This window comes from Paenibacillus wynnii, assembly GCF_030812855.1.
Classification (GTDB): Bacteria; Bacillota; Bacilli; order Paenibacillales; family Paenibacillaceae; genus Paenibacillus_AQ; species Paenibacillus_AQ wynnii_A.
This window is the reverse complement of record NZ_JAUSTK010000006.1, coordinates 16,359-31,625: the sequence shown is the minus strand read 5'-3', so window position 1 is coordinate 31,625 and position 15,267 is coordinate 16,359. Positions and strand designations below refer to the sequence as shown.

At 47.0% G+C, this 15,267-nt stretch carries 13 protein-coding genes; 10 read left to right on the top strand and 3 right to left on the bottom strand.

Going from position 1 to position 15,267, the window contains the following annotated elements; all coding sequences use genetic code 11:
- Positions 1–193: 193 nt before the first annotated feature.
- Positions 194–1,288, top strand: a complete 1,095-nt coding sequence (rsgA, locus tag J2T20_RS08100; RefSeq protein WP_307587285.1) for a ribosome small subunit-dependent GTPase A — start codon at positions 194–196, stop codon at positions 1,286–1,288.
- Positions 1,289–1,384: 96 nt separating this feature from the next.
- Here the strand turns inward: rsgA and J2T20_RS08095 are convergent, their stop codons facing one another.
- Positions 1,385–2,011 carry an FMN-dependent NADH-azoreductase gene (locus tag J2T20_RS08095; protein ID WP_307587283.1) on the bottom strand — a complete coding sequence of 209 codons (627 nt, stop codon included), beginning with the start codon at positions 2,009–2,011 and terminating at the stop codon, positions 1,385–1,387.
- A 204-nt stretch (positions 2,012–2,215) separates the two neighbouring features.
- On the opposite strand from J2T20_RS08095, the gene J2T20_RS08090 reads away from it, so the two are divergent.
- The gene (locus J2T20_RS08090) at positions 2,216–2,353 is read left to right on the top strand and encodes a hypothetical protein (protein WP_169744142.1); all 138 of its coding nucleotides are present in this window, start codon (positions 2,216–2,218) and stop codon (positions 2,351–2,353) included.
- Positions 2,354–2,378: 25 nt separating this feature from the next.
- Here the strand turns inward: J2T20_RS08090 and J2T20_RS08085 are convergent, their stop codons facing one another.
- The gene (locus J2T20_RS08085) at positions 2,379–2,618 is read right to left on the bottom strand and encodes a hypothetical protein (RefSeq protein WP_036656131.1); all 240 of its coding nucleotides are present in this window, start codon (positions 2,616–2,618) and stop codon (positions 2,379–2,381) included.
- Positions 2,619–2,716: 98 nt separating this feature from the next.
- Positions 2,717–4,435 (bottom strand): alpha-amylase family glycosyl hydrolase, encoded by a 1,719-nt coding sequence (locus tag J2T20_RS08080; protein ID WP_307587281.1) that lies wholly within the window; start codon positions 4,433–4,435, stop codon positions 2,717–2,719.
- 365 nt (positions 4,436–4,800) lie between these two features.
- Here J2T20_RS08080 and J2T20_RS08075 point away from each other — a divergent pair, with 365 nt between their 5' ends.
- The 8 genes from J2T20_RS08075 to mutS all read left to right on the top strand — a co-directional run bounded on the left by J2T20_RS08075 (position 4,801) and on the right by mutS (position 14,910).
- Positions 4,801–5,820 carry an ABC transporter substrate-binding protein gene (locus tag J2T20_RS08075; protein ID WP_307587279.1) on the top strand — a complete coding sequence of 340 codons (1,020 nt, stop codon included), beginning with the start codon at positions 4,801–4,803 and terminating at the stop codon, positions 5,818–5,820.
- Between the two features lie 66 nt (positions 5,821–5,886).
- The gene (locus J2T20_RS08070) at positions 5,887–6,669 is read left to right on the top strand and encodes an ABC transporter ATP-binding protein (RefSeq protein WP_307587277.1); all 783 of its coding nucleotides are present in this window, start codon (positions 5,887–5,889) and stop codon (positions 6,667–6,669) included.
- On the top strand, positions 6,662–7,498 hold the full coding sequence (locus J2T20_RS08065) for an ABC transporter permease (RefSeq protein WP_307587275.1): 837 nt from the start codon (positions 6,662–6,664) through the stop codon (positions 7,496–7,498). The genes J2T20_RS08070 and J2T20_RS08065 overlap by 8 nt, the downstream gene beginning before the upstream one ends.
- 92 nt (positions 7,499–7,590) lie before the next feature.
- Entirely contained in the window at positions 7,591–8,583 is a 993-nt protein-coding gene (locus J2T20_RS08060; protein WP_307587273.1) for an aromatic acid exporter family protein, read from the top strand.
- Positions 8,584–8,604: 21 nt separating this feature from the next.
- Complete coding sequence (locus tag J2T20_RS08055; RefSeq protein WP_307587271.1) at positions 8,605–9,621, top strand: HD-GYP domain-containing protein; 1,017 nt, start codon at positions 8,605–8,607, stop codon at positions 9,619–9,621.
- Positions 9,622–9,724: 103 nt separating this feature from the next.
- The gene (locus J2T20_RS08050) at positions 9,725–10,282 is read left to right on the top strand and encodes an outer spore coat protein CotE (protein WP_307587270.1); all 558 of its coding nucleotides are present in this window, start codon (positions 9,725–9,727) and stop codon (positions 10,280–10,282) included.
- Positions 10,283–10,515: 233 nt separating this feature from the next.
- The gene (locus J2T20_RS08045; protein ID WP_307587268.1) at positions 10,516–11,892 is read left to right on the top strand and encodes a putative amidoligase domain-containing protein; all 1,377 of its coding nucleotides are present in this window, start codon (positions 10,516–10,518) and stop codon (positions 11,890–11,892) included.
- Between the two features lie 144 nt (positions 11,893–12,036).
- Positions 12,037–14,910: a DNA mismatch repair protein MutS gene (gene mutS / locus J2T20_RS08040; protein WP_307587266.1), complete on the top strand. Its 2,874-nt coding sequence runs from the start codon at positions 12,037–12,039 to the stop codon at positions 14,908–14,910.
- Positions 14,911–15,267: the final 357 nt, after the last annotated feature.

Genomic DNA, 15,267 nt, shown 5'->3' with positions numbered 1-15,267 from the left:
TCTGCAGTCCATACTGTAGTTTAATCGATGTATGTCTATATCACTATGGGTTCTGATGAAATTTTCAGGACACCAAGGTGTTATTTGCCGCCGGAGCTTGAACTCCGGCGGTTTTTTTGTGCCCGGAATACGCAGATGCAGGGAATGGATGGAATTGAAAGATGAATGAAACAACATTTTAGGAGGGTAATCATTGAGTATAGAACAATATGGCTGGAACCAAAGCTGGTCCAGCAAGTGGAATGAAATAGAATGTAATAATAATGCTGATAAAGGGTTGGTGCCCGGGCGGATTGTCGGTGATTTCGGTAGCAAATACCGTGTCATGACCGAAGCCGGAGAGATTTGGGGTGAGTTGGCAGGTAAACTGCGATTTGAGTTAGGTCATTCAGGAGATTATCCCGCGATTGGCGATTGGGTTGCGCTAACCCTTCTGGATGCGGGCGATCATGCTATCGTCCACAGTGTCGTTCCAAGGCATAGTGTCATTTCCAGGCAAGCCGCAGGGAATGTGACAGCCGAACAGATCATTGCCGCGAATGTGGATACCTTATTTCTAGTCAGCGCCTTGAATGACGATTTCAATGTCAGAAGAATGGAAAGATACCTGATCATGGCTTGGAACAGCGGGGCGAGTCCGGTAATACTTCTGACTAAAGCGGATTTATGTCTCGATTCAGAGTATAAAATTGCTGAAATGGAACGGGTTGCACCCGGTGTAGCCGTTCACGCTGTAAGCGCCTTGGAGGATAATGGACGTGACTCGCTCCTGCCATATATCGGCAAGGGTCAGACTGTAGCTTTAACTGGTTCATCAGGCTGCGGCAAGTCTACGCTGGTGAACTGGCTCTGCGGTAAGCCGGTGCAGCGTACTCAAGATGTTAGAGAGGGTGACAGCCGCGGACGTCATACAACAACACATCGTGAACTGTTTGTTATGCCGGCCGGAGGCATTATTGTAGATACGCCCGGGATGCGGGAGTTGCAGTTGTGGAATGATGACGGGGGGCTCGATCTGGCTTTTGGAGATATCATACTCTTGGCTTCAGGATGCCGGTTCAGTGACTGTCGTCACGAGCAAGAGGAGGGATGTGCCGTACTGGAAGCTGTGCGAACAGGGGAACTGGAGGAAAAACGCATATTGAACTACCGCAGAACGCAGCGTGAATTGTTGTACCATAGTGTAAAAGAGGAAAAGGCAAAGCGTAAAAACGTGTCCGCCCAATCCAAGGTAACAGCTTCTCGTTCAGGCAGAAAAGGGTGGCGCAAGGAAATAGAAGAGTTCTAATGGCCATTAGAACTTAAAATCAACAAGACCTCCTGATTCCAATAAGAACGGGAGGTCTTGTTTTTTTGTTATATAAACAGGTTTTTAAATTTAAAATTAGAAGGAGGCAGCAGCTGCTTTGGCACGTTGCAATCCGTTCTCCACAATCTCTCCGGCTTGTTGCGGCAGCTGATTATGGCCTTCAATGATGACTTGAGTAATATCTTCAAAGCCCCAGAACCCTAACATGCCAAGTACGAAATTTACAGCCATTTCTGCACTGGCGGCTGGACCTTCAGAGTAAATACCGCCTCTGGCGTTTAATACCGCTGCTTTTTTGCCTGTAAGCAAGCCTACCGGGCCTTCAGCAGTATATTTGAACGATTTACCTGCCTGATTCAGGTAATCGATATAGGTGTGTAATACTGCAGGAACCGTCAAGTTCCAAAGCGGGAAGGCCAATACAACTTTGTCAGCCGCAACAAATTGTTCGAAATACTTGTTCACTAGAGCCGCTCCGGCTGCCTCTTCAGCCGTGGTCTCAAATCCTTGGGACTCTTTATACATCCCTGTAATTAGGGTGTTGTCGTAATAAGGAAGAGTTTCAGAGAATAGGTCAAGCTCAGTGATCACATCTTCGGGATGACTTTGTTTGTAGCTATCTAAAAATTCATGGTAGAGCTTTACGCTCACGGATTGTTCGATAGGGCGGTTATTTGCTTTGATAAATAGGACATTAGACATAACGATTTCTCCTTTAATATTCATTTATTATTAACTATATATAATATAGTACTGGAGTTTTAGTTTGTCAATTCCCTAACCATAAATTTATTGTTTTTAATTCACGTTTAGACGTTTAAAAGAGAAAGAACCCGGTTAATAGGGGATACATGGAAATAGGAAATCATTTCCTGTAAAAGCCAGTACTAAAAAGGAGCGATTGATATGTCTATTGACCGGTTTATTATCAAGAAGCTGGATAACTGTCATGAGGAACATACGCGGCTGAATTTAGTGAAGCTTTTCAAACTACGGATTCAAAAGGCGGAAAAAGCGGAGAAGAGCAATCCTAAAACAGGTTAATATAAACAAAAAAAAGCTACCCCTCTTAATAGAGGGATAGCGCTAATGAATCATTTTCACTATAACTGTGCAATATAGCTTCCGAGCCTTTAATTTCGATACTAATCAGAGAATTCAAACATTTCTTCAGGGCGCTTTTGCCCTTTTGAATTTTGAGATCTAAGGTGCTAGTAAGCAATCGAAGTACTTTTTGAGTGGGCTGTTTATTTTCTGTTGTAAAATACACAGGTACAGACTTGTTCTGAAAGGTTATGACCATTCTCATTGAAATCACCTCGCTAAAAGTATTTCATATTCAAATAGTACCCCTCATTTCTTAATTTTACCTTAAAATTAGCTTATGATAACATAAAGATTGCTAGATTAAGGCTGAAGAATAACCGTAGAATAGGGCGGAAGTGTGATTTCTTCTCCATTTAGAGCTGCTGATTTAGATAAATCCTTCAAGATAGCCGTGTAATTTCCGTCACTTCCTTTAGTAGTAAGCTTCATATGCTGCTCTTGACCGCTAAGGTTGTGAACCACTAATACTCGTTCCTTAGTCGTTAACCGTTCAAATGCTGTAATACTGGTATTCCCCGAGGTATACTCCCGGATGGTTCCATTCTGCAGAGCAGGCACTTCATTCCGGACGGCAATCAGGTCCCGATAATTTTGCAGTAGTGATGTTCCTTTACTATTCTGACTGTCCACACTGCTTGAATCTGAACCCTCGTTGTTGCTTCTATTTTCCCAAGTGGTTTGCCCCTTACCGGAACCTTCTGCATACCAACCCATAGGCTCTCGAATGCCTTCATCCGGCTTCATACCCAGCATCCCGATTTCTTCTCCATAATATATGAAAGGATTTCCAGGTAAAGTCAGCAGCAGTGCCGCCGCCATTTTGGCATGGTTTGGATCGTCGTCCAGCTGGCTCATCACCCGATTCTGATCATGATTCGTCAGGAATATAGCATCGGTAAAAGCACCGGCTGAAATTTTGGAATACAGCTTGTAGGTTCGCTCCAAGGTGTATGCGATACCGCTGTCCTTTTCACTTTTGGCGGATTGGATCAGCGATTCTGCCAGTCCAAAGTTGAAGCCGGAATCAAACGCCTGATTCAAATACGCTCCTACAGACACGGCTGAATTTTCCCATACCTCGCCTACAATATAAGCTTCCGGGTTAACGTCACTCATTGCTTTACGGAAATCCTGCCACCAGGCCACATTTTTGGAGGTTGTTGCTTCACTTTTGTCGCTCGATAGATCTTCATAAATATGCTTGGCTGCATCCAGCCGGAAACCGTCAATGCCCTTTTCCAGCCAAAAACGACCGATATCCTTCATTTCGCTGCGTACTTCTGGATTGTCGAAGTTAAGATCGGGCATACCGTCCCAAAATATTCCTAGATAATGGTCCCCCAACAGGGAGTGCCATGGATCTCCACTCCCTGTTGCACTGGTTCCCTTTACCGGGCGGTTCTGGTCCTCTGCCCAAACGTACCATTCTCGGTAATCTCCATCCTTGTTTTTGGCAGAGTCTATAAACCATGGATGGGACTTACTCGTATGATTAACCACGAGGTCCATAATGACCTTAATCCCCCGCTTATGTGCTTCTTCAACAAGCATCTGCAAATCTTCAAGCGTTCCGTAATCAGGGTTCACTGCGCGATAATCCGTAACATCATATCCGTGATAGCTGGGAGAAGGGTTAATGGGCATCAGCCAAATCCCGCCTACGCCAAGATCATTCTTAGTATCAGGATTTCCGTCATTTAAATAATCCAGCTTCTCGGTAATTCCTCGCAGATCACCGATTCCATCTCCATTCGAGTCATAGAAGGAACGGACGAATATTTCATAAAAAACGGTCGACGGCTGTTCATCTATTTCACTATAAGCGGTCTTGGTTGGTGACGTAAATGTCTCCGCTGGACTTGGTGCAGGAGAGGCACTTTGTAACGGCATCGGTGAGGGACTTGTTGTTGTAGCTGCAGAGTCTGATGAGCAGCCGCTGAGAATACTTAAAGTTAAGGCGACCGCCGTTAAGGACTGCAGAGGGCGGCATTTATGTATATTGGATAAGTTAGGCTTCATGCGGTGTTTCCCCCTAAGTTTATGGAATGAAGTAAGCGTTTTATTATTAATCTTACAGGAAAAGAACCCTTTTGTTAAAACGTTTGCACAACTTAAAAAAAAGCAAAATAGACGATAATATACGAATTGGAGAGACTTATAAGTATATTTACATTTGTATTCTTCTAATTACTCTGAAATACTAACAATTTCACAAACTGTATATAAAAATTAACTCCAAAACGAATGAAAATGGTTTTTGATTTCGCTAAGTATGGGACAAAACCAAGTGCAAACGATTCACTTCTCTCACCTTAACCTTTCTATAGACGTTAGCATATGATTTATAGAAGGTATTGAAAGCTGATGAGAAAGGAGAATGAAAGATGAATAGAAGTAAAAAAGCTGCGGTATTTTTCCTGATGATCGGAATGTGTTTTTCAATTCTTGCGGGCTGCGGTGGAGATTCTAAAGTAAAAGTGAAAATCGGTGAGGTTACTCGTTCTGTATTTTATGCACCTGAATATGTTGCTCTGTCACAGGGCTTCTTCAAGGATGAGGGGCTGGAGGTGGAGCTTCAGACAATTCCGGGCGGAGATAAGACTATGACCGCACTGCTGTCAGGTGCAATTGATGTTGCATTGGTAGGCTCCGAAACCTCTATTTATGTATATCAACAAGGAGCGGATGATCCTGTCATCAATTTTGCGCAGCTGACCCAAAGAGACGGGACATTCTTGTTCGCCCGAAAAGCGGACGGGGAATTCAACTGGGACCAAGTGAAAGAGTCTAGCTTCCTCGGACAAAGAAAAGGCGGTATGCCACAGATGGCCGGTGCTTTTACCTTGCTCAAAAAAGGGATAGATCCTGCGAAGGATATAACGCTGATTCAGAATATTGACTTTGCTAATATCGCAGGAGCGTATGCTTCGGGAACAGGCGATTACGTTCAGCTTTTCGAGCCACAGGCTTCGATCTTCGAACGTGAAGGCAGGGGGACAGTCGTAGCTTCCTTCGGGGTAGAGAGCGGATATTTACCGTACACAGTATTCATGTCTAAGAACAGCTATATCTCCAAGAACGGGGATACGGTACAAAAGTTCACCAATGCGATTCAACGGGCTCAGCTATGGGTCAAAGGCCATAGTCCCGAGGAGATTGCTACAGCGATAATGCCATACTTCGAAAAAACAGATAAGGATATTGTTGTGTCGGCTGTAAAACGGTATAAGGAACAGGATACCTATGCTACTAATCCGATAGTGGATGACAAGGAATGGAACAATTTATTGGATGTAATGGATAACGCAGGGGAGTTGAAGGCACGCGTTCCGTCCGAAAAAATCGTCAACAACACCTTCGCGGAAAAAGCTCAGAAGGATATCAAGGACGATACTGCAAAATAAATCGAACACTAAATAAGTCAATCGCGATTTAAGTATGCTCGCAATTTTAAGAGAGGAGGAGATGATATGCTTCCAGTAGTCCAATTGAAGGGTATAACTCATGCTTATCTTGGTGATCGGGAAGCTTCTCTGGCCCTGGAAGATCTCAATCTCAGTATTGGCCAAGGGGAGTTCGTCAGCTTGGTTGGACCGAGCGGATGCGGGAAAACCACGCTGTTATCAATCATATCTGGTCTGCTCCAACCCACACGCGGGGAGGTTCTGCTTAACGGACACAGGGTAGAGGGCCCTTCTCCGGAGGTAGGATATATGCTGCAGCAGGATTATCTCTTTCCTTGGCGCAGCATACTGGATAATGCAGTACTGGGGCTTGAATTGACCGGACGATTAAATGTAGATACAAGGGAGAAGACCTTAAGTCTGTTGGAGGATATGGGGCTTGCAGGTAAGGGTGACCAGTATCCCTCTCAGTTATCAGGGGGGATGCGGCAGCGGGTCGCCCTGGTCAGAACATTAGCTACGGACCCCAGTTTACTGCTGCTCGATGAACCTTTTTCTGCATTGGATTATCAGATTAAGCTCCAGTTGGAAGATCTTGTATCCGAAACATTCCGGCGCCGAGGTACCACTGCTATCCTGGTCACACATGATTTGTCGGAAGCGATCGCGGTAAGCAGCACCGTAATTTTACTGGAGCGGAATCCGGGGAAGATTCGCAAAGTATTCCCTATACCGATGGGAATCCGCGAGGCTCCGCCTCTCTATGCGCGCAACCAAAAGGGGTTTGTAGAACTTTTTAATGAAATATGGAGGGAAATGGAGCTGGCAGGAGGGAAGGCGAATGAATAAAACGGAGCCATCCGAGATTGCAGCTTCCCGTATACAATGGCTGCAAGACATGCATCAGGATTATACTTGTGGAATGAAGCAGCGAAAGAGAAATGTAATGGCTGTAAGAACAGTTATCATGCTGTTATTTTTTGCGGCTTGGGAAGCAGGGGCCAGATTAGGGTGGATTGACGAACTACTGTTTAGCTACCCTACAAAGGTATTCAAGCAGATATTAGGCGATATGGCCAGCGGCAGCTTGTGGCCGCATTTAGGTATGACTGTAGGGGAGACTGCCGTAGGCTTTGTCTTGGGAACACTGCTAGGAACGCTTATAGCGGTGCTCATCTGGTGGTCTCCTTTTTTATCCGCTGTGCTTGATCCTTATATGGTTGTCTTCAACAGTATGCCTAAGGTCGCGCTTGGGCCGATATTCATTGTGATGTTTGGGGCAGGATTTACGTCAATTGTCGTGACCACTTTATCTATCACAGTCATTGTTACTACGTTGGTAGTCTACAACAGCTTTTGCGGTGTGGATCCCAATCTTGTTAAGGTAGTTAAATCTTTTGGGGCATCACGGGTTCAGGTGTTTACCAAAGTAATCCTGCCGGCTTCTTTTCCAACGGTGGTCTCCACGCTTAAAGTGAATGTAGGGATGTCTTGGGTGGGCGTAATCGTCGGAGAGTTTCTGGTGGCAAAGTCGGGCTTGGGTTATCTGATTATTTACGGGTTTCAGGTGTTCAATTTCACGTTGGTGATGTCGAGCCTGCTTATTATTGCCGCTGTGGCTACTGCGATGTACCAAGTAGTTGTATATGTAGAAAAGCTTCTGCTGTCACATAGGTAAAAAAGATGTCATATTGTGCCTGTTACGAAAATAAAGTACCATGATTATACTGTATGAATAATGATGGAAATGTTTTAAGGAGAGGTAATTCAATGGGTTTTCGTATTATTAAAACAGCGGCTGCAACGTTAATGTCCATATTGATTGCGGCTGCTGTAGGTATACCCAATGCGCAGAGCGCTGGGCTTTTAGCTATTTTGGGTGTGGAAGTCACCCGCAAAAGGAGTCTCCGGACGATAACTGCACGATTTTTAGCATCGGTTGTGGGTCTCCTTTTCGGGTGCATTCTATTCTGGTTTTTTGGTTTCAACTATTGGGTACTTGGGGTATTTGTATTATTTGGGTTCCCGCTTATTGTCCGATCCGGTTTCAAAGAAGGAATTGTTACAAGCTCGGTTATCGTCTTTCGCGTATTTGGACAAGCTGAGATCTCCATTCATGTACTACTGCAGCAGGTGGAGCTGTTAATTATCGGACTCGGTTCAGCGGGACTAATTAATTTGATCTACATGCCAAAGACCGAAGGAACAATGTATCGAATTCGCAAAGAGGTAGATGGAGCGTTTTCCGTTATATTCAGTCAGATGGCCCGTACGCTGCACGATCCTCATTATCTATGGGACGGTAAAGAGTTGATTACGGCAAATACGGCTGTGCAGCAGGGATTAATGGCAGCGGAGAGAGAAATGGAAAATCACGTTATCCATCCGGATGAGGCGTGGAATGTATATTTTTATATGCGAAAAGAGCAGTTGGAATCCATTCAAGTCATGATGCAGCTGTTGTCCCAGGTATATCAATGTTTTCCGCACGGGGAAATGGTGGCCGATTTATTCGACCAGCTTAGCGGGGATGTACTGGCAGAGGAATATACAGGGCGGACAGAACATCTACTCGAAGCGCTCGAAATAGAGTTCCAAAGGATGGATCTGCCTTCCTCCCGCGAGGAGTTTGAGGTTAGATCTGCAATTCTGCAGCTTGTCCGTGAGTTGGAACTCTATCTGAAAATCGCCAAACGTTATAAAATGCCCGTTGCGTATAAGACTGCGAATCGAGGCTGGGTTAAGAGAAAAGGTTCTATATAAAGTGATAGTAGGTGAGAGGGTATGGAAAATAGCAATAGGACGTATATCGGCAAGCAGCTTGGATTGGATCTATTCAATGATAACGGAGTATTTGTTTTACCTGCTATGACCCTGTTAAATACAGAGCATATCCGCTTGCTTGATCAACATCGTATTTTTTTGGACAACCATGATATTATCGAAATAGAAAGTGCAGCCTTCTTTCATATCGCTGTAGATGACTGTACGACTGCCATGGAAATGATCTTTGATCAGATTAGATTCACTAAAAAAGTTCCTATTAATGAGCTTCGGTCAGAGGTCATTCCTTTCATTAATAAGGTCTCGGAAAAAAATGATTTTTACGGAATGTTATCTGCTCTGCAATCCAAAGATGATTATACATACAGGCACAATATAGCGGTTGGCATATTATCTACTCTCCTTGGTAAATGGCTCAAAATGGATCCCGAAGAGCTGGGGATGCTGACCATAGCCGCAACGCTGCATGATATCGGAAAGATTATGATTCCGGCTGAAATTTTGACCAAACCAGGTCCGTTGTCGGATGAAGAATTTGAACATATGAAGAAGCATACAACAATAGGTTATGAATTAATCAGGGATACTGTGGGGACTGACCATATGCAGGCTCTGGTAGCCCTTCAGCATCATGAAAGAATGGATGGAAGCGGGTATCCGTTCGGAGTGCTTGGACATCGAATTACAGATTATAGCAAAATCGTAGCTGTCGCAGATGTGTTCCATGCAATGACCTCTGACCGTTTATATCGTAAAGCATCACCGCTGTATGAGGTACTTAAGCAGATGGGAGATAGTGCCTTCGGCAAGCTTGACCCTTATATTTGCCGTGTCTTTATGGATAAGCTGATGCAGTCGATGATAGGGAATGAGGTAGAGCTGACAGACGGCAGGATAGGCCGAATCATCATGATTTTCCCGCATGATCCCATTCGTCCCCTTGTAAATATCGAAGATGATTTTATTGATTTAAGTAAAGAGAGAAAGCTCGGAATCGTTAAAGTATTCCCGAAATAGACTTCCGAAGGCTTACCCAAATTTTTTTATACTCTAACAATCAACAAACGCCCATGTCCTGCATACACTTGATAGTGAATGATTGTATGGAGGAGGTTTAAAGATGTCATTGAACCATAAACGTCAAACAAGGGAGATCATTACGAAGGCGATTTGCGGCAAAGGTCGTAAGTTCTCTACCGCAACCCATACCGTAACTCCGCCGCATCATCCTACTAGTATCTTGGGGGCCTGGATTATCAACCACCAGTACGAGGCGGTTGCTGCGGGGAACGGAATCGAAGTCATCGGTACTTATGATGTAAACATCTGGTACTCGTACGACAAAAACAAGCAGACCGAAGTAGCGAAAGAAACGGTCTCCTATGTAGAACTTATCCCTCTTTCGTATTTGGACCCTAGACACCGTGCTTCCACGGTCGAGGTTTCTGCGGATGCAACGCAGGAGCCGAACTGTGTGGAAGCAGGCGTATCTCCCGGCGGAGGCAGTGTTACCCTCCGGGTAGAGCGGGAATTCGAGGCGGAACTGGTGGCTGAGACCAAGGTCCGCGTGTACGTCAGCGATCAAAGCGATGATCCGGAGGATAAGGATTACGACTTTGACGGTGAGAGCTTCGATTATGAGGATTTGGACCCTGATGCGCTGGATGATGAGCTGTAAGGAAGGTACGCCGCTGGTAACTGATCCTCAATGGGTATGAAACCATTATATGATCAGGGGGCAGCGGCGTAGAGGGCGGATGCCCTCTTTTTTTAAATTTATTTTTGGTCTTGCGTGTGTAGGTTTTTATTCTGATGATCCGCAGGAAACGGTGCCGTCCAATGGGATGGAAAACCGTTTTTTGCTTTCTAAATCTTTATAAGAACATGCGGCGTTCTGGAGGTGGGGCGGAAATGAATGAAGGGCACCGGGTGTTTGACACTTTGTCGCTGGAGCAAAGAGAACAGCGGCTGCTTCGCAGCGGGGTTGAAGCTGCATTAACTCAGCAGAGCAAGCTGATGTTAAGGAACATTAGGGTAATGAATGACAGGGTAATGAATGACGGGGAAATGAACAATAGTGCAAGGAACGGCATGGAAGGTGATATCGGGTTATCGGGCTCGGTTCCTCCGAATGATACCCATAGGAAGGTAAGGCATAGGTTGCGTTATAAAGTATACATATACAATCTGGGGGTACTTAAAATCCTTCCGTTCCGGGCGGGAGAGGGAATGAAGGGGCTGTCTTTAACTCACGGCTCAGGTGATTCGGTTGAACCTCCCGAACGCCGCGGGTTGAACAAGCTGCTCGAGGGGATAGCTGTCCGTGCTTTGTACAGCGTAGGTCTCGACAGCGGAGAGGTTCTGCTGCTATGCAAGGGGGACCGCAGGTATGTGGTGGAGGAGATTGCTCCGCTTAAGGAGCAATCGGGTGAACCCTTGCCTGAGCCCTACCGCACGGCGGAGCTGGCCCTGGATCGGATTCTGGCCCAGGAGCTCCCCGGCCGTCCGGGGATGATGATGGGCATGGATCCGGAGTTCCTGCTCCAGCGGGGCGCCGCCGGCCGAGTCGTGCCGGCGTCCCTGTACTTGCCGACGGACGGCGTCGCCGGCTGCGACGCCGGACCCCCGGGAACGCGCGGCACGTTCCCGGTAGCGGAGCTGCGCCCTCGGCCGCGCGGTTCCCCGCGCGCGCTGCTGGCGCAGCTGATGTCCGCCGCAGCCACGGCGGACCGGCTCATCGCCGACCGCTCGCTGGCTTGGCGGGCGGGAGGCATGCCGCTGCGGGGCTGGGCCCTCGGCGGTCACCTGCACTTCAGCGGCGTGTCGCTGACGGCGCCGCTGCTGCGCGCGCTCGACAACTACCTCGCGCTGCCCATGATGCTGCTGGAGGACTCCCGGGCAGCGGCCCGGCGTCCGCGTTACGGCGTTCTCGGCGATTTCCGGCACCAGCCGCATGGCGGCTTCGAGTACCGGACCCTGCCGAGCTTCCTGGTGTCTCCGGTCGTCGCCAAGGGGGCAGTCTATCTGGCTCACCTGATTGTGAGCCGTTATGAAGACCTGCCCCTCCGCCCGCTCGACAGGGAAGACCTGCATGCCGCCTACTATCGCGGCGACAAACCCCCGCTCCGCGAGGCCTTTGCTCCGCTCAGAGGCCAACTGCGTGCTTTAGGCGGCTATGAACTCGCCGCCCGCTACATAGAACCTCTTTTCCGCTATATCGACGTAGGTAAAACATGGAACGAAGCCCGTGATATCCGCGGGCTCTGGTGTGCCAAAGAAGCGCCGTGAACAGGCGCTTCTTTGTATTTTTGTTCCATGATTCCATTTCGAACTCTAGCGAATCCAACGATTATCCTATGCGCAGGGATAACCTTGAACGTCTACTTTCTGCTATAATGGACGATAGCAAAGAAATAGGCATGGAGGTTGACCATGGCACAATATACGCCGATGATACAGCAATATTTACGAGTAAAGGAAGGGGCTAAGGATGCCTTTCTCTTTTTCCGTTTAGGAGATTTCTATGAAATGTTCTTTGATGATGCGATATTGGCATCCAAAGAGCTTGAAATTACATTGACTGGCCGCGAAGGCGGAACTGAAGACAAGATCCCCATGTGCGGAGTACCGCACCATGCTGCCGAGGGATATATTCAGCGCCTGATTGAAAAAGGGTACAAAGTAGCTATCTGCGAGCAACTTGAAGATGCTGCGACCACCAAAGGAATGGTGCGGCGGGACATCGTACGTGTGGTTACTCCAGGTACAGTGATGGACGGCAAGATTCTTTCTGAGAAATCCAATAATTATCTGGTATGTGTTACTGAAAATGATGGCATGATGGCGCTGGCAGCCTGCGATTTGACCACAGGTGAGCTATATGTAACATCAGTACTCTCGGGAGCAGAATGGCTCCGCGATGAGATTGGCATTTATGAGCCTGCAGAGATTATCGGGGATGCAGCTTTGTTGGACAGTATTCGCGGTGAAGCTCTTTTTGGAGCAAAGCCCGTTGTATATACACCTTGGGAGAAACGGGATGAGGAGTCGGCACGGCGTCAATTTGGAGAAGCGGCTTGGGTACGGCTAGAGAAAGAGCGGGGCCAATGTCTGGCAATCTTAATCTCCTATTTGGGTGAAACGCAGCGCCGATCACTTGGACAATTAAGCCAGATTTCTCCTTATGAGCCTGGGAACTACATGATTCTCGATCCGTTTACCCGCCGAAATTTGGAGCTTACTGAAACCGTTCGTGAACGTTCCAAAAAAGGTTCACTGCTCTGGCTTCTAGATCGCACAGAAACCTCAATGGGAGCCCGCCTGCTCCGCCGGAGAATCGATAAGCCTTTGCTGCAGCGATCTCCAATTGAACGGCGGCTGGAAGCTGTTGACTATTTATATAACCAATTTATCGTTCGTGAAGATCTTCGTCTCGCACTGAAGGAAATTTATGATTTGGAACGACTAACCGGACGTATTGCCTTCGGCAGTGCCAATGGACGGGATATGAATGCCCTGAAGTTGTCCCTGGCACAGATTCCAACCCTGAAAGAGATGTGTCTGAGCTCGGGTTCAACAACTCTGAAAGAGATCGGTTCATCCATGGATGAATGTGCCGACCTTCGTGAGGATATAGAGCGGGCTATCGTTGATGAAGCTCCAGTTTCTATACGTGACGGCGGGATCATTCGGGCTGGTTACCATGCACGGTTGGACGAGCTTAGAGAAGCGAGCAGCAACGGCAAACGCTGGATTGCCGAGCTTGAAGCAAAGGAACGTCTGGCAACCGGCATCAAGTCCCTAAAAATCGGTTACAACAAAATATTCGGATATTATATAGAAATAACCCGTTCTCATCTCGCTTCTTTACCGGAAGGCAGGTATGAACGCAAGCAGACGTTGGCGAATGCCGAGCGGTTTGTTACCCCTGAGCTGAAGGAGAAGGAAGCTCTTATTCTGGAAGCGCAGGATAAAATGACGGATCTGGAATATTCACTTTTTACAGAGCTCAGAGATCGTTTGAGTGCTCAAATTCCACGCTTGCAGAATCTAGCCGAAAAAGTAGCTGAAATCGATGTTTACCAATGCCTTGCAGCTGTAAGTGCCGAGTATCGATTTGTGAAACCCAAGCTGTCGGACGGTTACGATTTGACCATTGAAAATGGACGCCATCCCGTTGTTGAGGCCGTCCTTAAGGACTCCGCCTTCATAGCGAATGGAAGTACCCTTAGTAAAGGGGAAGGGAATATTCTACTGATTACCGGTCCTAACATGGCTGGTAAAAGCACTTATATGCGGCAGGTTGCGCTAATTACCATCTTGGCACAAATCGGCTGCTTTGTTCCTGCGGCTAGTGCGGAGATCCCGCTGATTGACCGGATTTTCACCCGGATCGGGGCGGCGGATGATCTCATCGGCGGACAAAGTACCTTCATGGTGGAGATGGCTGACATACAGGTCATGACTGAAAAAGCAACTCCGCGAAGCCTTATCATTATTGATGAGCTGGGACGGGGCACCTCAACAAGCGAGGGTATGGCTATCGCTCAGGCTGTCATTGAATACGTTCATGATACGATTGCTTGCAAAGCGCTCGTATCGACCCATTTTCATGAGTTGGCTCATCTGGAAGAAAGTCTAGCTGGATTGCGCAATTATTCGATGGCCGTACAAGAGAGCGGCGACAAGGTGAATTTCCTGCGTAAGCTTGTACCCGGGGCCGCAGACAGCAGCTATGGGATCTACTGTGCCCGTCTGGCAGGGCTGCCTGAAGGGATTATTGATCGGGCCTACGGCCTCCTTCAGGAAATCGAACATGCATCTCCTGTTGGTGCTGGACCTCGAGTTTATGCTGAAGGACAAGAGCGAACTTCAGTGATGGAAGAAACATTGCCATCCGTTCCAACCGTTCTATCCGGTCAGTCTGTTCAGCAAAGTGCAGGTTCCTCAACAGGTCTACCTTCAACTTTATTGATAAACGACGAAGTAAATACGATAGCGGAGTCCGCAGCAAAAGCGGCTTATGCAGAAGCAGCGGCAGCTTCGCTTCAGCCCTCTATAGAGAATGAGGGACTCCGTGTGGTTCAGCTCTCTATTTTTGGTGAAGAGGAGCCGCGCAGAAACCGCAAAGGCGGTGCAACTACACCTGCTTCTACCAATGCACACGAGTCCGCTGTTGTTGTTCAGGAGAATCCATTCATGAAACAGATCATCGCCGCTGTAAAAGACGCGGATCTTATGAATATGACACCTCTTCAGGCTATGGGATTGCTGAACGACCTCAAGATGAAAGCCAGAGATTTATAAGGTTAATTGCTATTGCAGGTTATTGCTAAGTACCATTAATTTTGCTCAAATTGCTCGTAATGGTGAATTCAAATGTAAAAGTACACTTGATTGCGCCCTAATAGCTCAGAATGGTGAATTCAAATGTAAAAGTACACTTGATTGCGCCCTAATAGCTCAGAATGGTGAATTCAAATGTAAAAGTACACTTGATTGCGCCTCAATAGCCAGAATGGTGAATTCAAATGTAAAAGTACACTTGATTGCGCCTCAATAGCTCAGAATGGTGAATTCAAAGGTATACGTACACTTGATTGCGCCTTAATAGCTCAGAATGGTGAATTCAAATGTATAACTACACTTGATTGCGCCCCAATA